Here is a 19,530-nt window from a genome sequence, read left to right as displayed (position 1 = left end):
GTGTAATCGGACAAAATAGTTAAAAATCAGCTACACTCTGATCTAAGTCGTATTAAGTGAAATCAGTATGAAAAAGAACCAATTAGCAGTTGCAAACGGCAGTGATTTAGAGCAACAGCTGCTCAATGTGCTGGAATTTGTGACCGCAACACCGGACTCTGAAAACCGCTGGCCCAACGATACCGATAACAAAGCTGTCTATAAAAAAGGCCTTTATTATCTGAAAAATAAACAATATCCGCTCGCTGCGAAATGGCTTCGGCTTGCTGCGATGTCAGGTGATAATAAAGCCCAGTTTTATCTCGGGATGCTTTTTGTAAAAGGTCAGGGTGTACCAAAAAGCGTTTTTCATGGTATTGCCTGGCTGTCGCTCTCTCAAAGTCAGGGAAATCAGGCAGCAGCCGGCACACTTGAGCAAGTGCGTACCCATCTGACAGCTAAGCGATTCATAGATGCCCAGTGCTATGCCGCTACCCTGTATGAGCAAATCCATCAAATGATGCACTTTAGCCCGGACGCGAACCCAAAATAAAAGTAAATGTAATCAAAGCACTATAAAAAAAGCACAAAAAACACGCGATATTTTACTTGCCAAATAGCACTGTATGAAATACTGTATAACCACTGTATAGAAAATCAGTGGTCTGCTCATGTTACATACTCAAGTGCAAAATATATCAGTGTCTCAGGCTAAAACAGCCAATAAACGCTATCAGTTAGTATATGCGGAAGATGACATAGTAAGCAGTTTAGAACTGCTTAAAATCCTGTATCGATGCAATTCACTTCACAGATGGACCTTGCTTATTGCACCAGACAACATTCCAAGCAAAGCCCTGCTGGATAACAGTTCAATCGATAGCAGCAAGCTACTGGTGCTACGTCAAAGACATTTGATAAACTTAGAGTATGTTATTAACAGCGCTTTATGCAAAGGTAACTTTGCAGCGGTGATCACCTGGACAGACATTGTGTCGGAACAACAGCTGTCTCAGTTTAAACTGATAGACAGTGACACTGAGGTCTTTTGTTTTACCCGCACCTCTGGACATGAGGTATCTGTCGTTGCGCATTAAGTTCAAATGAGAAAATATGTGTTATTGCGGTTCTGAAAGAGAAGCACAAGCATGCTGTCTGCCTTTCATAGCAGGCCAAAAACTACCTGACAGTGCGGAGCAGTTGATGCGCTCCAGATACAGTGCTTATTGCCTCAAAGACACAGGGTACATACATCGTACTTATGCACAGTGCAAACGTGCAGAAAATAGTGAGGCCAGTATCAGTGCATTTGCTGAGCACGCAACCTTTATTGGCTTGGAGGTCATCCAAAGCAATGAGTCTCCAGAACATCACTTTGTGGAGTTTAAGGCTACATACTTGGATGGCAGTACGTGTATCACTATGCACGAACGGTCTCGCTTTTTACGTGAAGACGGCCAATGGCGTTATCTTGATGGTGAGCTGTTTGCCTGCCCTGAGAAAAAAATTAGCAGGAATGATCCTTGTCCCTGCCAAAGTGGGAAGAAATTCAAAAAATGCCACGGCTAGATAGGCAGGCTAAATGCTCTGGGTTATTGAACCTTCAATAATCCAGTGTTAGGTAGACAACCACCCGACGCTGCCAATTCCATGCTCTGCCATTATGGCTACGAAACCATTTCAGAGTCTTGGACGCAACCTGACAGTATCAAAGACAAATTGACAACATCATTCCAATAAGCTTGTGGTGTTCGAGCGCATCAAATTACTCGCCCAACATTTTCGCAAAATAGGGTCGATAACAAGGCAAAAATTTTGCTATTTAGTTGTTCTAAATAAGAAATTTTTAACGCCGTTAGCGTCCTATTTGCTCCTTCAAATAGACCCGGTATTAAGTGAAATTGGTATTACACCGCAACCTGCAACATAGATTGCATTTCACCACTGGCTATCTGATCATAGAAACCTGCAGCATCTATATCGTGTTTATCAACAAGCATTTGCGGATTTCTGGTATTTTCGAGCTTCTGTCTTACGGCAGGCTCCAAATTATCAACGATATGCAGCGGAATGTGCTTTTTGTCGTTACGTACCGCAAAGGGCTCTGGCTGCAAACATTCTTTAAGGCGAAGACTTGTCAGATCACCCCCCTGAGCCATAAACCCATTGTTCTGGCCAATCAGCATATCGAACTGTTCTGGGGCAAGCGGCTTTTGCGGACCAAGCTGTAACGCCTTTTTAAGCGCCTCTTCTGATTTATCAGCTTCCTGTGAAGACGAATGCGGCAGGTCAAACTGGCTAAAATCTAATGCATCCTGAGACAATAAAGACAGCAGCAAGCCAAAGTCGCCGCGTCTTGCTTCATGAACGCTGTGATTGAGTGCACTGCCCAGCTGAGCCTCTTTGCACAAAATGCCATCTATCTGCATGTAAAATCGCCACAATTTATCAAATATGAAAATTTATCGGCATTTTTTCAATTTTCTTTAGGACATTTCTTTACTTCACTAAAAACTTTGATATTATCAGCGCCCATGTTGAGGAGGGGTTCCCGAGCGGCCAAAGGGATCAGACTGTAAATCTGACGGCACTGCCTTCGCTGGTTCGAATCCAGCCCCCTCCACCACATCACAATTTGTATTCTCTTAGGAGGGGTTCCCGAGCGGCCAAAGGGATCAGACTGTAAATCTGACGGCACTGCCTTCGCTGGTTCGAATCCAGCCCCCTCCACCACTTTACAATTTGTTTTTCTCTTAGGAGGGGTTCCCGAGCGGCCAAAGGGATCAGACTGTAAATCTGACGGCACTGCCTTCGCTGGTTCGAATCCAGCCCCCTCCACCACTTTCCTAACGCAATATTTCAACCCAATATTTATTCATGCAAGCATGCTTGTCCAGACAACCACATCCGACTGAATTGCGGACCGGTGCTTTTTATTGAAGTGATGCATGAAAGCAAGCTCCAGGCTGCCTATCTCAAAACCATCACTCCATCAGTGTCACTGTGTAGATCCAGCCCCGCGCTATGGCTTTTCAATCTGTAACCCTACTCCATATTGCCTCAGGTATACCTGCGCTTCCTGATATCTGGGATAATGACGTGCCACTATCTGCCAAAAGGCCTGATTGTGTGCCATCACATGACAGTGTGCCAGCTCATGCACAACAACATAATCTATAACCCACTTAGGCGCACCAACCAACAGGCTATTAAGCGCCAGCGTGCCATTTGAAGACAAACTTCCCCAGCGGCGTTTATATTCCCTTATTTTCAATTCCTGATACTGACTGTTCATCAGGACCGAATACTCAGCCAGTACCGGCGTTACATAGCTGAGCAGTATCTGGTTTAAGAGCTTAAATAAGGCTTTGCGCGCGCCCTCTGTTCCCGGTTGTGCCCGGGTTTTTAAACCAATACATTTGGCGTCATGATCAATATAAGAACGACACGGCGACAGCACCAGCTGATATCGTTCACCAAATATCTGAATTTCTTTGTGACAGAAAGGTGATTGGATCTGTTGTTGCTGAGCAGACACTGCTAGCTTCTTATCCTCAACCCAGCTCGACTTGCTCTTCAGCCAGGTTTCCAGCCATTGTCGGTCAATGCCATGCGGCGCAAACACTTTCACGCCATTCGCTGTGACTTTTATCGCAACACTCTGTCTGCGCTTACTGATACTTAACTGATAATCGAATGACATAGATACAATTTTTTATTTACCCTGAAAAAATGCTGCTACCCTTACTAATAGGAAGGATTAAACTGGCGTAATATGAATAACAAACCACTTTGCCAATATGAATCTCCCGACGGCCATAAATGCCAGGAAATAGACATGGGTTCAGGCTATTGCTTCTGGCATGATAGCAAATTTGACAAAAGCGGTCTGGAGTTAACTCAAAAGCTGGAGCGGTATGCAAAACGAGGCGGCCTTTTACAGGGGTTGGAGTTAAAACGTGCCAACCTGGAAGGTCTTAACCTGGTTAAATTTGGTAACCACGAAGGCTATGACCTGTCATACAGCAACTTCTATCGTGCCAACTTGCAAGGTGCTCACCTGTTCAACAGTACCATCAAAAATGCTTCCTTAATGAAAGCGGACTTGCGAGATGCCAATCTACATTGCTGCAAGCTCGAAAACACCAATCTGCTCGGCATGAAACTCGATAAAACTCGTATCGATAACCTCTACCTTGGCGATAAACTGTTACAAGAAAAACAAGCCAGCGACGCACTGAAAGAGCAAGATTTAGATGAAGCCAACGACTTGTTTTTACAATCAGAAGAAATCTATCGCTTACTGAGAAAAGGTGCAGAGCAGCAAGGTCTGTTTGAAATGGCTGGCAAATATACCTACAGCGAACTTCGCATGCGTCACGCGCAATACCCTAAATTATCCAAACGCCGGTTGGTATCCTCTTTCGTTGATATGTTATGTGGCTACGGCGAAAAGCCCGAAAATGTGATCCGCTTCAGTCTGGGCATGATAGTCGCCTGTGCGATTTGCTACTTTATATTCGGAATCAATTATAACGACGGGCTGATCCAGTTTTCCAGTCAGGCCTCATGGTCAGACAACCTCAGTACATTACTCAACTGCATTTATTTCAGTGTGGTCACCTTTACTACACTGGGTTATGGCGACATAACGCCGACCGGCATTACCCGGTTAATCGCCACGGTTGAAGCGTTTACCGGGAGCTTTTCGCTGGCGTTGTTTGTCGTTGTATTCGTAAAACGCATGACCCGCTAGTCGGGGACACCTATCTCTCTGCCCAATTCGAGCAAGAATCCACGCATAAACTCAGTTCGGCGCTGCGCTTCTTGTTTTGCCGACTGCGTGTGCATTTGCTCCGCAATATTCAGCAGCTTGATGTAGAAGTGATCTAACGTGTACTTTTTATCATCCGCTTCTCGTTGCTGACAAAATGGGTCATCAATGTGATACAAATGTCTGGCAATGGCACCGCCCACTTTCATGCATCGACTCACCCCAATCGCCCCAAGCGCATCCATTCGGTCTGCGTCCTGAACAACTTTAGCTTCCAGCGTATCGGGTGGCACGTTGGCACTGAAGCTATGTGCAACTATCGCATGATGTACCGCTGAGAGTTTGTGCTCTGGATAATCCAGGGTTGATAGAAAGGCAACCGCCCTGTCCCCGGCCAATTTCGACGCTATGGGCCTGTCCGGGTGATTCTTTGCCACAGCCACACAGTCGTGTAACCAGGCCGCGGGCAACACAACTTCAAGATCAGCCCCCTCCGCAGCACAGAGTTGCTTGGCGGTTTTAACCACACGCAGGATGTGTGATAAATCATGGGCGGTATCGGCAAACTCGGTTGTGAGCATAAAATCTCTGCATGCCGTCTCTAATTCCGTCATATTTACTGTCATTTATCCCTTAACCTTATGGTTCTGATTGTATGTTTTTATTGGCTTCACTAAAATGTCACCATTATCCATAGTAAGGAATTTATATGTCTTGCGCGCTGTATTTACAACCTGGCCGTGAAAAATCTTTAAAAAGAAAACATCCCTGGATCTTTTCCAAGGCAATCAAAAAAGTCAAAGGCAAGCCTGCGCTTGGCGATACAGTGACCATTTATAGTCACGACGGACAGTACCTCGCAACAGCCGCATACAGCCCCGATTCACAGATCCGAGCCCGGATCTGGAGCTTTGATCAAACAGAAGTCATCGATCAGGCCTTTTTCGAACGTCGACTCGCACGCGCACTTGCAGCCCGCGAACAAGTCATTGAGGAAGGACAGTTAACCGGTTTCAGATTGTGTGCCGCGGAGTCAGATGGTTTACCCGGCATAACCATAGACAAATTTGATAACTATCTGGTTTGTCAGTTACTCAGCGCCGGTGCTGAGCGTCATAAAGGCGAAATTGTACAAGCGCTCAGAACGCTGTTCCCTGAGTGTCACATTTACGAACGTTCTGACGTCGATGTGCGTAAAAAAGAAGGACTTGAGAAAACCACAGGCGTACTGTGGGGAGACGAGCCAACGGCACCCGTTGTGATCATGGAAAACGGCTTAAAAATAGAAGTCGATATCAAGTCCGGACATAAAACAGGTTTTTATCTGGACCAAAGAGACAGCCGGGCTGCATTGGAGCGCTTTTCAAAAGGTAAGTCTGTACTGAATTGTTTCTGCTACACAGGCACATTTGGCCTATACGCTCTGCGCGGCGACTGTGATGAGGTTATTAATGTCGATGTGTCTCAGCCCGCTTTAGATACGGCGAAACGCAATGTCGAGCACAATGAGCTGGATGTATCCCGCGCTCAGTTTGTTAAACAAGACGTGTTTAAGCTTCTCAGACAATATCGGGAAGAAGGCCGTCAGTTTGACACTATCGTCATGGACCCACCTAAATTTGCAGAGAGTAAAGCACAACTCAATGGTGCATGTCGCGGTTACAAAGACATCAACATGCTGGCAATGCAATTGCTCAAGCCAGGTGGGACTTTATTGACCTTCTCTTGCTCAGGCCTGATGGAACAAAATCTATTTCAGAAAGTCGTGGCTGACGCTGCACTGGATGCCGGTAAAGACCTATTAATCATGGAGCGTCTTAACCAGGCTGCTGACCACCCTATTGCGGGTTACTATCCGGAAGGATTCTACCTGAAGGGTCTGATCTGCAAAGTCTACTAATTGCTATCAGCAAAGTAAAAAGGCCGCTCCAGAGCGGCCTTTTCTATATTACTTACTCAGTACTGTTTAGAAACTGCCTTGCAGAGTCAGGCCTGAGTAGCTGCTGTATCCACGCACCATGATGTGGTAAGTCCCGCCATCCGCACCTGAACTCAGGCTACAGCTTTCTGTGTTGCCAGACAGATATGGACGACAATCATAGTTATTAGTGGTCGGTTGAGTGCCTTTACGAACATACAAGTCCGCATCACCTGAGCCACCTGAAATGCTCACATTCAAGGTTACATTGGCCGGTACTTCGATTGTATAACGGGTATCTGTGTTGGTACCGCCAGACAGACCAGTGACTGGCACGCCGTTTTGAAGGCAGTTTGCACCACAGCCTGAAGCATCACCAAAAGTACCTGTCAGTGTAGCGCCTGAATACTGGCTATAGCCATGTAGCATTACGTACCAGTCACCCGCTGCAGGGTTAGAGAACTCACATGATTCGTTGTTGCCATTTTTATATGGACGACACGCATAGCTGCTTTGAGATGGTTGAGAACCTTGTTGAACATACAGATCCGCATCACCCGAGCCACCAGCCAGTGTGAACGAAACCGACGCTGCACCCGCTGGAACAGCAAGTTTATAGAAGGTCTCAGAACCAGACCCACCTGACGCAGACACACCTACACCTGAAACAAGCTCAGTTGGACCTGGAGGAGGCGGTGGTGGTGGCGCATCACCTTCCAGCGTATAAAGTAGCTCATTAGGCGAACTTGCTTTTGCATCAGATACCGCGCCTTTAGTACTTCTGCTGCTCAGTAGTGAGTCAATCTGAGCTGGTGTAAGCGTTGGATCCTGGTCAAGATATAAAGCCACCGCACCGGCAACATGAGGTGCTGCCATTGAAGTACCACTGATTGTATTGGTCGCACTGTCTGAGTTATACCATGCAGACTTGATGCTTGAACCAGGCGCATAGATATCCAGACAAGAGCCGTAGTTAGAGAAACTAGAACGACCGTCACTGCTTGTTGTAGAACCAACGGTTATCGCATCAGCCGCACGAGCAGGTGAATAGTTACAGGCATCGCTGTTATCATTACCCGCAGCCACAACGAAAGTAACACCCGAGGCAACGGCAGCATTAACCGCATCATCAACAGCCTGAGATACACCACCACCCAGACTCATGTTGGCAACAGACGGGCCTGACGCATTATTTTTAACCCAGTCAATCCCTGAAATCACACCAGAATACGAACCGGAACCGTTACACCCTAATACGCGGACGCCTACAACATTGACATTTTTCGCAACACCGTACTCTGACCCACCGATAGTACCAGCAACGTGTGTACCGTGACCGTTACAGTCAGACGAGTCTGCATCGTTGTCAACAAAGTCATAACCATGGCTTGCACGATTACCGAACTCACTGTGCGAAATACGCACACCAGTATCGATGACGTACGCGGTCACACCTGTGCCGTCAAAGTCATAGTGATAGTTTGAATTCAAAGGTAATGCACGCTGATCGACACGGTCAAGGCCCCAGATCGCATTATTCTGATCACCAGAAGCCTGAGGTGTAACAGTGACAATCTGATCTTGCTCAATGTAAGCAATGTTAGGGTCTTTAAGCATTGCTTTAACATCGCCTTCAGATGCATTGACTACCACACCGTTTAGCACGCCGTTAAAGCGTTTAGCAACGCTTACATTATAAGCATTGCTAAGTGCCTGTGCCTGGGTAGTCGCATAATCAGAGATAGCCATAGCGCTTTGTGTATTAAGCACGGTTGGCGTTTTAAACACGACAATATAATTGTCTGGAATGGCTTTACCCTGATCTGCTGTCAATAACTCGGCCTGAGCCATGGACTGTCCAGATAGGCCTGCCAGAACGGCAAAAGCCAGTGTGTTTAGTTTACGCATACTTGTTCCTTTTTTGTTGTTTGGTTAATTTCCAATCAAAATGTAGCGCATATGAAGAAAAAATAAACAACAAAATAGAACATTTATTTAACTATGTTTACAAAGTTTGTAAATTTAAATTTACATTAGTTTTTTTCAATTTAGTGAATATTTCATTAGCCTATTGATTTTTGTAATTTAATTTCGCTTAACCCAGCCTTTATTACCCATAACAGGTTTGCCTAACGTCAATTCTTTTCACGTAACCTGAAAGTAACAGGTGTTACAAAAGCGCCACTTTACTCCCCTCCGCTCACAAACCAGCCTGAGCTTTAGTGCTCAAACAACAGCTTCCTTGAGGTCAAACCGTTCAAAACTTATATGGTGACATTATCGGAAGTTTTTTCAGACGTGTTGGTGTAAAGTAATTGCAAAAGGCAGGCAGATGCGAGTTTTAGAATACCGAGAGTGGGTTGTTTCACTGGCTGTAAACTCAATCATGCCCTTCTTGTAAGTCTTCACGTTTAAGGAAAAACCATGAAATTTAAGTATATTAGCTTTATCTTAATGGCACTCAGCCTGAATGGCCATGCAGGTATGTGGGCGTGGGAAAATAATGGCGCCACAAAGTGGCTGAATGGATATCCTGAATGTCAAAGCTACTTTAGCCTTAAGTTTGCAGAAAAAGTCGCCCCAAAGAGCGCTACGCACTTTGAATATCAGGCGACCCCTTATCAGATTGTGGCTATCCCCATTGCTTCATTTACTGACAAGGATGCAAAAAAAGTAGGTATAAAAAGCATATTAGAAAGCCATCTGGAACATGAATTTAATTATCTAAAACACGCCTCCAAAGATCACTCTGTCACAGTGCATCAGCAGGCGTGGCTCGATGGAACAGAGCTTCTATACTGGCATCTGAAGCGCCATAATGACACCGAAGAAAGCCATTTGGTCTCTTTATCAACGCTCAGTGACCTGTGCGTCTTTTACATTGTCTCAATGATCGAAAGCGAGGACGATATTGCCAGTACAAAAGAAAATATTCTAAGCATTATCAGAACACTAGATACCCATGTGCCAACTTCACAGACAGAATTTGAAGCTTTAATATCTCAGTTCAAACCTAATAAAGGGTGATGCTTTGAGACACTCAGCTACGCACTCCCACCACAGTGCTCACCAAAGAAGTCTCAACACCGCACCTGCTGAAGGCGCCCCCCCGGTGACCTCATTGACCTTGGCCAAAATGTTCTGACTCCACCTTGTGAGTACTGTAAAATAAGGGTCACTATGTCACCGGGATTTATCACATGCCAATTGATTACACCATTCAAAAAATAGACACCCACAGTGCTGAAGAAGCCGCCAGACTGCTAGTCAAAGAGTTCCATGAACGAGAGCCACTGGCGCACTTAAATACTGCAGATCCGCAGGAATTTTCAGATTATATCCACTACCTTTCAAATCAATGTGCCGTTCAGGGCATGGGGTTCATCGCTAAGGAGGTTAACTCGGGTCGAGTTATCGGCGTGCTACTGGCTTCAGATTTGTCAGACTCAGTGAATGCATCACCTGAAGGAAATGAGAACCCGATAGCGGCGTTGATTGATTCGCTAAATAATACCTACTTCAACAAAGGTGAATTGACAGAAAACACCTATCTGAATATCAAATTTGTTGCCACAGATGCCAATGTCAAAGTAAAAGGTATGGTGGTTGCACTCATTTCAGCATGTTTACAAGCGGCCAAAGCTCAGGGGTTTCAATACGCACAGGCCGAAGCCACCGGCAATATTTCTCAGCATATCTTTGCCAACAAATTAGGCTTTGATAAAAAAGCCACAATCAAATACAGTGAGTTTGAAGTAAACGGGCACAGACCGTTTATCTCAATTACAGAGCATGAAGGCATTCAGCTGCTAATTAAGAAGCTCTAGATCACAAACGCTGAGTAACAAACCGCCAGTCAGAAGTGAATGATCCAGCAAGATTGATAAACTCTGAGTGGCGCACTAAACCCGCTTTTGATGTTAAGTACGCTCCGGAGAGAATGTGAATTACATACTGACCATCCTATTTGCAATCAGTTTCCAGGCACTGAGCTGCTTGCCACCAATCGCAATAGAGCTTGGTGAAATCCAGATTGAAGTTCCGGACCCTCTTTTTTCTGACAAAGCAAATATTCAACACAGCGAAGGCAGAATCACAGCCACCCTGTTTTTTGACGCTCAAGGGCACGTTGTAAAGCTGGAAAACTTAAAAACTTTTCCGGCGACCTTACCTAGAGAGCCTGTCATCAGGGCACTAAATTCTGCCAGGCGACTTTACTCAGCAGCTAAAGCAACATCCCACGATGTTGACCTGGTGTTCCCAATTAAATTCAAGGAAAAAATGCGCTTACAACTGAATTTAACACCACCAACTTTATAGAGTGCTTTACCCGTCATACCCCTTTAAGGACAATCATATGGCTATTATCATCAGAGCTGCGTTAGCGTCTGATTCACAGGAAATTGCTCAGGTCTCTGAGCACCTCGGATACACAAGTCTGTCACCGGCGGAATCTCATGCCAACCTCGTTGCACTGCTGGACTCTCCGGACGATAAGGTATTCGTCGCTCAGCTAGGTGGTCGTATTGTTGGCTGGATACATGTTTTCTTCGCCCGGCGGCTAGCCTCCAACAGCTTTTATGAAATTGGTGGGCTGGTTGTACTCCCTGATACCCGTGGCCAGGGCGTAGGTCGCATGCTGGTAAAACACGTGCTAGCGCACCAGCCAGGTCAATACCGAGTTCGCTGTAATGAAGTCAGAACGGATGCACATGCGTTCTATGGATCCATTGGGTTCAAGCACAGCAAGGTGCAACACGTCTTCAGGGCCGTCTCTGATAACAAATGAAATTGAACACGCTTAAAGGAGTGAGCATAGGCGCCTGATTGTTCCTTTCTGACTGTAGAAAATGCTAGTTTGTTCCCAATACAAAACCACTTGTAAACTTCGCCAATTCCCGTTTTAATGGGGTTAGCGGATAGGACATTTTTCAGCCCACATATCATACGATGAGCACACAAACGTAATATGACTGAGACACCATGAAGCATGTATCACAGAGAGCAGGTGGCTCAAAACCAGTTCTGGACACAGAGCAACTAGCTCCTAAAATCAGAGTATGGCCAAGACGTGCCATACTAAACAAAACACCTCAAAAAGGCGGAAAAGATGCTTCTGAATAACCCAGTGAGATATTTTGAAATTCCGGTGACCGACTTAGATCGCGCCACGGCCTTTTATCAAGCCGTTTTTGGCTTTGAGTTCGAACGTGCCCTCATCGATGGTCACGACATGGCTCTATTCCCATCAAACGATCAGGTAGCCGGGATCACCGGCGCACTCGTCAAAGGAGACAGTTATATTCCTTCTAAAGCGGGGGCACGGCTGTATTTCCATACAGAAGACATAGATGCCACGCTGGCCAAGGTTTTGTCTTTGGGTGGAAAAACCCTCTACCCCAAAACCTCTATTTGCGGATTCGGCTGGGTTGCGGAATTTGAAGATTCAGAAGGCAACTGCATTGCCCTGCATACTGAGTAACCACTTTTTGATTGGCTGAGTATCTCTTTGACAGCCTGTGTCAGGAGACATCGCTCAGCACACAGGGTCCGCGTGCAGCTCAATACAACCCATGATAGCCTCTCCACCTAAGAGCTCAGCCACACTTTTGCTGTCGTTGCGCCATATGGCAGGTCATAGAATGACATTAAGGATAATTAACTATGTTCAGAGTGATTTATCAGTGGCAGGTACCCACTGAAAATATGACTGAGTTTCATGCCACATGGCAAATAACAACCGATGAAATACACCGTTCTGTTGACGGTGCACTTGGCAGTTTTATGTTACAAAGCACCGACCAGCCAGACAAAGTACTGACCATAGCCAAATGGCGTTCTCGCGAAGACTGGCTGCACTTCTGGGATAACAGCAACCCGGAAAAAATGCAGCGGATGCGTGAACTTGCAAAACGTATTTCGGTAGAAACTTTTGACGAGGTAGAGGACAGAACACGATAACGCGGCTCCCAAAGTACAATGTCGAATAATAACAACGCAGTTAAAGGATATGATCATGAATAAGCAGTCAGCATATGCAGACATCAACGGCACCCTGCTCCACTATGAACTCAGTGGTAATCCAAATAGTTTGCCTCTGGTCATGCTCCATGGTGGCCTGGGTTCAACCCGGGACCTGGATGTACTTAGTGAGTATTTGATTGAGCACTTCCGTTTGATATCCATCGATTTACGCGGGCAGGGAAAGTCGCACCTGGGCGATGCACCATTGACCTATGCTCAGTATCAGGAAGACATACAAGCCCTGCTTAGTGCGCTGGGTATCAGGCAATATGCCCTGTTTGGCTTCAGTGATGGCGGTATCGTTGCCTATCGCCTGGCAGCGCAGAACCCTCAGCAGGTTGTTCGCCTGGTTACCCTGGGGTCGACCTGGCGGCTGGAAGAAAATGATCCGACCATTGACACTCTGCAAGGCCTGACGGTCGAACTCTGGACAGAATTATTTCCTGAAGGAGTCGCATATTATAACGCCTCAAATCCCACCCCAGACTTCCCTGCTCTGGTTAGTGCGGTGAAGACGCTCTGGCTCGATACCAGTGAGTCGGGATATCCTTGCGATTTGGTAAGCCAGATCACATGCCCTACCCTCATCATGCGAGGCGATGATGACTTTTTATTTTCTCTGTCAGAAGCCGTTGCGCTCAAAGCAAAGCTGACTGACGCAAGCTTTGCAAATATTCCATTCACCGCGCATGCCGCCCACCAGGAATTACCTGAGCTGGTTTGTCCTATCATCCAGCAGTTTTTTGTTACGGCAGACACCACTACTGCATCAACGAATTAGAGGAAGTTTATGAGCACGCAAAAGAAAATCGCACGTATTGTCTCACCCAGCAGGTCAGCAAATATCTTATCCGATGAGACCGTGGCCATTGCCACTGAAACACTGGCGGGGCTTAATATTCAATGTAATTTTGCAAAGCACTACATCCACCAATCGGATACCACGGCGCAACTGATAAAAGACAAAGCACAAGATCTCAATGAAGCCTATGCAGATCCTAACGTCGCACTGATCCTAAGCACTATAGGTGGTCATAATGCCAACAGAATACTCGAACACCTTGACTGGGAAACGATCCGTGCTCAACCTAAGCCCCTGTGCGGCTATTCAGACATCACCGTGCTGCTCAATGCCATCTATGCCAAAACAGGTGAGATAACTTTTCTGGGGCCACACTTTTCATCATTTGGTATGCAACAGGGCTTTGCGTACACTTTAAAGCACTTTGAACACGCATTACTACGCGGTACTGACTATGTACTGGATGTATCAGAAACCTGGTCAGATGATCTTTGGTTTATCGATCAGACCAGGCGGCAATTTATCAAAAATGCAGGCCCGGTTATCGTCAACCCGGGAAGTTGTGAAGGCACTATTTTAGGCGGCAACCTGTGTTCATTCAACCTGTTACAGGGAACCCAGTATATGCCAGACCTGACAGGTGCCCTCTTGTTTTTAGAAGAAGACAATCTCCTTGGAGAGCTGACTCTGACGGAGTTCGAACGCAATTTACAGTCCTTATTGTCTCACCGGGGAGCAGAACACATTCAGGGCCTGATGATTGGCCGGTTTCAAAAAGACAGTAAAGTCGAACTCAACGACCTGGTTGAGATTCTGCGCAGCTTTGAGCAACTTGAACACTGCCCGGTTGTGTGCAATCTCGACTTTGGCCACACTACACCCATCTTTACTGTACCAATTGGCGGGCGATGTCAGATCAATGCACATAAAGAGACCGTCTCGATAAAAGTATCACCATACATTTCAGGCTCAACAGAATAAAAGCATGTCACAGAGCTTAATCACCACGGATGATAAACACGCCTCACACACTGTACAGCACGCCAACTCAGCCTTGCCCATGTCCTTCTATGTTAAGTGGCTTTGGGCAATTGGCCTGCTGATATTACTGGGGTTTATTCCAAGTTATGTGCTGCAATTTTCATCCTTAACTGAAGCGCATCACTCGCACGCCTCGGTGTCTTTTTTATGGATCGCTGGCATGCTGGTTCAGGTAACACTCATTCACTATCAGCGCTACACCCATCATCGCATTCTTGGGTACTTATCAACCTGTGTCTTACTAGCGTTTGTCCTTTCTACCTTATCGCTATACGCCAATATAATTCAGACTCAGTTTAATACCTCCACTATCTTTCGGCTCGTATTGAGTCTGGATCTGGTACTTTTTCCTGCCTTTATTTTATTCATGTATAAAGCTATTTTGCGCACTGACTCACCGCATGCACACGCCCACTGGATACTCCTTGCAGCTATGATGCTATTACCACCCGGGCTGGGTCGCCTGATCCATGGCCTGTTCTTCTTTCCGTTTGATGCACCAGTGCGGTTTTTCTACGAACCCACGGTTGTGCTCACAGGGCTATTCATCTACTCAATAGGGCGTGCACAACGCTGGCACTTTAAAAGTACCAAAGCATGCTTAGTGCTATTTATCGCTGCTGTTATTTTCAGTTATGGTGTTGGCTATGGCTTTTAATATTGGTCTTAGTATTGGTATTAATGCCCCCTTTTAAGCTTCGGAAGAACACATGCCAAAAGGAAATAAAAGTAAAGACGAATTGATAAAGCGCTGGCAGAGCCAATAGAATACAGATACCGCTAACGCAAAATCCAACGGGACACATCCATTGCCCGACCATCCTGCTTATTTGCCTGATGTGCCTACCTGCGGCTCTACGCTCAAATCAAACCCTCTGAAAATGAGCCAAAGTGGTAATAGGAGCTCAAACAAGCCACCAGGAATATACATCCAGGCACCACCCATACTCACATCAAAGAAATCAAACAGCACTTTCAATAACAGCATAACATAACCGAGCAACCCAAGACCTGCTAATACACGCGGTACCAGGCGATACTTAAACAAAGTGATGTTCAGCAGGAATCCGAAAATAGCCAGTGCTATCATCCCCATCAGGAAACTAAAATAGCGCTCCGTTTTCAGCGCACTGCCCATAATATAAAGCTGCTCACTGTGCATCACCGAGCTGACTGCCAGCTTCTCTCCCATTGCCCCGAATGTCATCAACATCACCGCACCAGATGTCAGCATAGCTGCTTCTATCACACGGCCGGCAATATAACCAATCGCAACCCGTTCGCTATATCGCTTAATAATGGGATAAATCACAATGGCAATCCCAACAACCGCTGCACAGTTAATAAACTCAAGTAACGAAGCCAGCGCCAGTGTTGACTGATTCTGTGCTGCCTGATTAAGAAAGTCGGGCAGCCTGAGTAGCGGCGACAATATGGTGTCAGCATACATATAAGAGCTGGTCGAGATCAGAAATAAAAAACCGGCAATACGCGCCGCTAGTTGGTGAGACATAGTTAAAACTCCCTACAATGATAATATCAGGCAACCTCTATTCGGTTGTGGCCTGTGCGTGTTTGGTAACGCCATTGTCAGGGAGTGCCTCAGAATTGTCGTTCGATTGGGCCCGTTCGAACTTTTTATTCATATACTTTTTAGGCTGTTACAGCCTTTTCTTGCTTACGGTACAGAGATGGTGTGAGCCCTGTGGCTTTTTTAAATGCCGTATTGAAAGTCGATTTTGAGTTAAAGCCAACTTCAAACTGAATAGTCAGGATCTGCATATCCGTTTCTTTGAGCAGTTTTTCGGCATGTGAGATCCGATAGCCATTCACAAACTGGAAGAAATTGGTTTTTAGCAATTGCGATAGAGTCTCTGAAATATGGTTTTCGCTGATACCAATTGCTTTGGAGAGTTTATTCAAAGATAAGTCTTCTTCCATAAACAACTGCTCCTCTTTCATCGCGCTTTGCAGCTTAACCGCAATGCGTTGCATTCTATCCAAACTGACCGTCGACGTGCGCGGCTGCTCAGATCTGGGCTCTCCTTTATCGGCCTTAACCAATATGGGTTGTTTCAACGCAAGATACGCAAATGCCAGTAAGACGCAAGTTTCAAAGATAGGCAAAATCACGCCTTGCCCGAACCAACGCCAGCCATAAAAAACGGAAATGTAACCGGTGGCGTAGCACAACCACACTAATCCCCAGAACAGTAAAATGACCCCAAACCAGCTCAGAGAGCGTGATTCTATTTCGGAAAACCGCTCCATCAATTGCTGACGATGACGACGATGCAGTTTCAATGCACGGAAGAAATAAACAGCCGTATACACAACAAAGATTTGCGTTGCTGCAAAACAGGAAAATAACGCCAGCTTATAGTGCTCAGGGTTACGGGTGGCCGGATCTGCCAGTGCCAGCTTTTCAGCAGAGCTCAGGCTGATGGTGAACGGTAACATCACCGCAATCACCAGAACCGGGCCCGACAGCGCCCACAGGTAGGTGCGTTTTGAAAACTCAGGGTTGGGAGACATAGTGGCACAGGCATATAAATACAAAGCAGGCCCAAGCAGTACACGTAAGGGATATTGAGCCCCCACCAGCCAGGGGACGTACTGATAAGCGCCCGTATATACGACTAGCTCACCGCAAACATGGATGATCAGTAAAACCAACAAAGCTATCAGGTAAGTTGTCTGCATTTGCCTGGGTTTATTAACCGCCTGCAACAAAGCCAGCGCCAGTATACCAAACATACAGGCGTAAATTAGCGTGCCCAATACATTCATTTATTGCTCCCCGAAAAAAGCGCCTTACGAAACAATGAGCCATCTTGCTTAACCACTATCGCTCATGCTGCCATTCGGCTTTATTTTTATTATTATTTTAGTCTTTCAATTATCCAATAGAAGATCAATATTTACAATATGTTAGGGTTTTACCCTGACACATATAAAAGACTGAACGAGCACTAGCCACACGAATTCTCATCGTGTCTTCTATCTCACTACGGATTTTATTGCCCTACCTTCACTACTTTTTCACACAGTAACTTGTTAAATTTAGGCGAAATTTATCAGCCCTCAGCTTTTTTACATCAACAAATGTTCGGAAATCGCGGTACGGGCACACGACCAGAGCCAGGTAAGGAGAAGTCAATGCTCAGAAGTCTTATCATATTGGCCACTTTGTTGCTGTCAAATTTGACCTATGCAGAGACCAGGCATACCAAAATACAAACATTGCTAGACGCGCAGGCACTGTCGGGGATCACCTGGAGCATAGTGACTCGGGCACAGATCACGACGGGCAGCGCAGGATATGCCAATATTGAACACTCGCAGAAGATGCTACCCAATCAAAAAATACATGTTGGCTCAGTCACCAAAACCGTACTGTCACTGGGGGTTTTGCGGTTAATTTCTCAGGGGCAGCTGACACTCGAAACCCCGGTTCAGCCGTTGCTGCCTCACTTGCATTTTAATAACCCCTGGGAACCCCGTGCACCTGTACGTGTTAAGCATCTGCTCACTCATACAGCCGGGCTGGACAACATTCGTATGTGGCAATTTCTGAGTACCACGCCCACACCAGTTACGCCACTTGCTGAGGCTTTTCCGACAGAGAATAAAGCGCTACTCAAAATAAGAACTGAGCCCGGTACTCAATATTCATACTCCAATATGGGCTATACGTTGCTTGGTATGGTAATAGAAGCTGTCACCGGTCAACGCTATGAAGCTTACCTGGATCAACACTTGCTCATTCCGTTGGGTATGCATGACAGCACCTTCGAATTTACCAGTCAAGGTACCAACACCACGCTGGCCATGGGATACCATGAAAACCAGGTTGCTCAGAACGCCGTGCCTGTTTATACCCGACCTGCTGGTCAATTCACCACAACTGCGTCAGACATGATCAAGTTCATCCAGTTTGTATTGAGCGATGGCGTACTTAATGGAGAAGCCATTGTTGACCCTAAATTAATGGACAAACTTTTTGATTACCACATGACCAACGCAGACAAAGCGGGTCTGGAAATTGGCCGGGGTCTGGCATTTGCAAACCGCGACAGATATGGTGTTATCGGCCATTGCCACCCAGGCACAACTTTTGGTTTTCGCGCCAATATCTGCGTGTTCCCGGAGCAAAAGAAAGGGTATTTTTACGCTATCAACACGGACAGTGAAAGCGCCGACTATGAAGCGTTCAAAGCCTTGTTTGTCGAATTACTTGAGTTAAGCGAAACCGATGTTGCTCAGCCCGGCACATCGACAAAGGACATGTCTGCCTGGCTTGGTTTGTATGAACTGTCGCCCAATAATATGGCTGAATTTGAGTTCCTTGATAAATTATTCGGTCTCGTTTGGGTCGCGGCATCTGGTGAGCAGATCACTCTACACTCGTTGCAAAGTGCCCCTCGAATACTGCACCACATCGAAGGTGATCTTTACCGGGACTCCGAACGAACTCAGGCATCTCATGTGTTTTTTACCAACCAGGCCGGTGAACTAATATTGAGCAACGGCCTGAAAACCTTTAAAAAAGCCAATACTGTTGAAATCTCGCTATATTGGGCCAGCCTGCTACTCGGGTTGTGTGGCTTTTTATACATTCTGATCTTTGCGCTGTTCCGATTGGTAACCAAACGTTTTACTGGATTCCGGCGCCTGCGGTGGGGGTTAGTGAATTTACTGGCCTTTACTGTGCCAATCATCCTGTATTTAAATCAGTCTTTTCTGGCTTTTGGCGATGTCACTCTGGCGAGTGTTTCACTTGCCATTCTGACCGCTTTGTTGCCATTCAGTTTGATCTGTTCATTGTGGCAGTGTTACCAGCAAGGTATAACAACAAAAGGCAGTATGAGAGATGGTATAGTGCTTATAATGGCCCTACAGTTGTGCGCAGTCCTGACAGCATGGGGTCACTTACCTGTACTATTCTGGCGATGAGCAAAAGCCTGCGAATAAAATCAAACATACCGGCCT

Annotated in this window: 21 protein-coding genes and 3 tRNA genes; 18 read left to right on the top strand and 6 right to left on the bottom strand. The window is 46.1% G+C overall.

Annotation, left to right across the window (positions count from 1 at the left end):
* The first annotated feature begins 67 nt into the window (after window positions 1–67).
* The 3 genes from MHN31_RS12410 (at window position 68) to MHN31_RS12400 (ending at window position 1,548) form a co-directional block, all read left to right on the top strand.
* The gene (locus tag MHN31_RS12410; protein WP_125561656.1) at window positions 68–532 is read left to right on the top strand and encodes an SEL1-like repeat protein; all 465 of its coding nucleotides are present in this window, start codon (window positions 68–70) and stop codon (window positions 530–532) included.
* 118 nt (window positions 533–650) lie between these two features.
* Window positions 651–1,076, top strand: a complete 426-nt coding sequence (locus tag MHN31_RS12405; protein WP_138539614.1) for a SulA-like leucine-rich domain-containing protein — start codon at window positions 651–653, stop codon at window positions 1,074–1,076.
* A gap of 16 nt (window positions 1,077–1,092) precedes the next feature.
* Window positions 1,093–1,548 carry a YchJ family protein gene (locus tag MHN31_RS12400; RefSeq protein WP_125561660.1) on the top strand — a complete coding sequence of 152 codons (456 nt, stop codon included), beginning with the start codon at window positions 1,093–1,095 and terminating at the stop codon, window positions 1,546–1,548.
* Between the two features lie 338 nt (window positions 1,549–1,886).
* Here the strand turns inward: MHN31_RS12400 and MHN31_RS12395 are convergent, their stop codons facing one another.
* Complete coding sequence (locus MHN31_RS12395; RefSeq protein ID WP_239444399.1) at window positions 1,887–2,408, bottom strand: VC2046/SO_2500 family protein; 522 nt, start codon at window positions 2,406–2,408, stop codon at window positions 1,887–1,889.
* Between the two features lie 112 nt (window positions 2,409–2,520).
* Here MHN31_RS12395 and MHN31_RS12390 point away from each other — a divergent pair.
* The 3 genes from MHN31_RS12390 (at window position 2,521) to MHN31_RS12380 (ending at window position 2,820) form a co-directional block, all read left to right on the top strand.
* Window positions 2,521–2,605: transfer RNA gene (locus MHN31_RS12390), tRNA-Tyr, on the top strand.
* A 22-nt stretch (window positions 2,606–2,627) separates the two neighbouring features.
* Window positions 2,628–2,712 (top strand) — tRNA-Tyr (locus MHN31_RS12385).
* 23 nt (window positions 2,713–2,735) lie between these two features.
* Window positions 2,736–2,820, top strand: a tRNA-Tyr gene (locus tag MHN31_RS12380).
* A 181-nt stretch (window positions 2,821–3,001) separates the two neighbouring features.
* On the opposite strand, the gene MHN31_RS12375 is transcribed toward MHN31_RS12380, so the two are convergent.
* Complete coding sequence (locus tag MHN31_RS12375; RefSeq protein ID WP_239444398.1) at window positions 3,002–3,682, bottom strand: YgjP-like metallopeptidase domain-containing protein; 681 nt, start codon at window positions 3,680–3,682, stop codon at window positions 3,002–3,004.
* A gap of 72 nt (window positions 3,683–3,754) precedes the next feature.
* Between MHN31_RS12375 and MHN31_RS12370 the strand changes: the two genes are divergently transcribed.
* Window positions 3,755–4,735, top strand: coding sequence for an ion channel (locus MHN31_RS12370; protein ID WP_125561666.1), 981 nt, complete (start codon window positions 3,755–3,757; stop codon window positions 4,733–4,735).
* Here MHN31_RS12370 and MHN31_RS12365 read toward each other — a convergent pair.
* Window positions 4,732–5,379: an HD domain-containing protein gene (locus MHN31_RS12365; RefSeq protein WP_125561668.1), complete on the bottom strand. Its 648-nt coding sequence runs from the start codon at window positions 5,377–5,379 to the stop codon at window positions 4,732–4,734. The two genes, MHN31_RS12370 and MHN31_RS12365, sit on opposite strands and share 4 nt — an antisense overlap.
* A gap of 83 nt (window positions 5,380–5,462) precedes the next feature.
* On the opposite strand from MHN31_RS12365, the gene MHN31_RS12360 reads away from it, so the two are divergent.
* Window positions 5,463–6,653, top strand: coding sequence for a class I SAM-dependent methyltransferase (locus MHN31_RS12360; protein ID WP_239444397.1), 1,191 nt, complete (start codon window positions 5,463–5,465; stop codon window positions 6,651–6,653).
* Between the two features lie 66 nt (window positions 6,654–6,719).
* On the opposite strand, the gene MHN31_RS12355 is transcribed toward MHN31_RS12360, so the two are convergent.
* A complete protein-coding gene (locus MHN31_RS12355; protein ID WP_125561672.1) occupies window positions 6,720–8,579 on the bottom strand; it encodes a S8 family serine peptidase in 1,860 nt (619 codons plus the stop codon).
* 516 nt (window positions 8,580–9,095) lie between these two features.
* Here MHN31_RS12355 and MHN31_RS12350 point away from each other — a divergent pair.
* The 9 genes from MHN31_RS12350 to MHN31_RS12310 all read left to right on the top strand — a co-directional run bounded on the left by MHN31_RS12350 (window position 9,096) and on the right by MHN31_RS12310 (window position 15,196).
* Window positions 9,096–9,698 carry a hypothetical protein gene (locus MHN31_RS12350; protein ID WP_239444396.1) on the top strand — a complete coding sequence of 201 codons (603 nt, stop codon included), beginning with the start codon at window positions 9,096–9,098 and terminating at the stop codon, window positions 9,696–9,698.
* A gap of 173 nt (window positions 9,699–9,871) precedes the next feature.
* Window positions 9,872–10,498, top strand: coding sequence for a hypothetical protein (locus MHN31_RS12345; RefSeq protein WP_239444395.1), 627 nt, complete (start codon window positions 9,872–9,874; stop codon window positions 10,496–10,498).
* Between the two features lie 115 nt (window positions 10,499–10,613).
* Window positions 10,614–10,991 (top strand): hypothetical protein, encoded by a 378-nt coding sequence (locus MHN31_RS12340; RefSeq protein ID WP_239444394.1) that lies wholly within the window; start codon window positions 10,614–10,616, stop codon window positions 10,989–10,991.
* 37 nt (window positions 10,992–11,028) lie between these two features.
* Window positions 11,029–11,460 (top strand): GNAT family N-acetyltransferase, encoded by a 432-nt coding sequence (locus MHN31_RS12335; RefSeq protein WP_239444393.1) that lies wholly within the window; start codon window positions 11,029–11,031, stop codon window positions 11,458–11,460.
* Window positions 11,461–11,781: 321 nt separating this feature from the next.
* Window positions 11,782–12,153 (top strand): VOC family protein, encoded by a 372-nt coding sequence (locus MHN31_RS12330; protein WP_049866046.1) that lies wholly within the window; start codon window positions 11,782–11,784, stop codon window positions 12,151–12,153.
* Between the two features lie 182 nt (window positions 12,154–12,335).
* Complete coding sequence (locus MHN31_RS12325; RefSeq protein ID WP_239444392.1) at window positions 12,336–12,632, top strand: antibiotic biosynthesis monooxygenase; 297 nt, start codon at window positions 12,336–12,338, stop codon at window positions 12,630–12,632.
* Between the two features lie 55 nt (window positions 12,633–12,687).
* On the top strand, window positions 12,688–13,476 hold the full coding sequence (locus tag MHN31_RS12320; protein ID WP_239444391.1) for an alpha/beta hydrolase: 789 nt from the start codon (window positions 12,688–12,690) through the stop codon (window positions 13,474–13,476).
* Window positions 13,477–13,485: 9 nt separating this feature from the next.
* Window positions 13,486–14,478, top strand: coding sequence for a S66 peptidase family protein (locus tag MHN31_RS12315; protein ID WP_239444390.1), 993 nt, complete (start codon window positions 13,486–13,488; stop codon window positions 14,476–14,478).
* 4 nt (window positions 14,479–14,482) lie between these two features.
* On the top strand, window positions 14,483–15,196 hold the full coding sequence (locus tag MHN31_RS12310; RefSeq protein ID WP_239444389.1) for a hypothetical protein: 714 nt from the start codon (window positions 14,483–14,485) through the stop codon (window positions 15,194–15,196).
* A gap of 168 nt (window positions 15,197–15,364) precedes the next feature.
* On the opposite strand, the gene MHN31_RS12305 is transcribed toward MHN31_RS12310, so the two are convergent.
* Window positions 15,365–16,051, bottom strand: a complete 687-nt coding sequence (locus tag MHN31_RS12305) for a DUF4386 domain-containing protein (RefSeq protein WP_239444388.1) — start codon at window positions 16,049–16,051, stop codon at window positions 15,365–15,367.
* 140 nt (window positions 16,052–16,191) lie between these two features.
* Complete coding sequence (locus MHN31_RS12300) at window positions 16,192–17,328, bottom strand: helix-turn-helix transcriptional regulator (RefSeq protein ID WP_239444387.1); 1,137 nt, start codon at window positions 17,326–17,328, stop codon at window positions 16,192–16,194.
* Between the two features lie 369 nt (window positions 17,329–17,697).
* Between MHN31_RS12300 and MHN31_RS12295 the strand changes: the two genes are divergently transcribed.
* Window positions 17,698–19,494 (top strand): serine hydrolase domain-containing protein, encoded by a 1,797-nt coding sequence (locus tag MHN31_RS12295; protein ID WP_239444386.1) that lies wholly within the window; start codon window positions 17,698–17,700, stop codon window positions 19,492–19,494.
* The last annotated feature ends 36 nt before the right edge of the window (window positions 19,495–19,530 follow it).

The organism is Pseudoalteromonas sp. McH1-42 (genome assembly GCF_022347845.1).
GTDB lineage: Bacteria > Pseudomonadota > Gammaproteobacteria > Enterobacterales > Alteromonadaceae > Pseudoalteromonas > Pseudoalteromonas rubra_D.
Note: the sequence above shows the minus strand (reverse complement) of the source record. Positions and strands in the feature narration are given on the sequence as shown.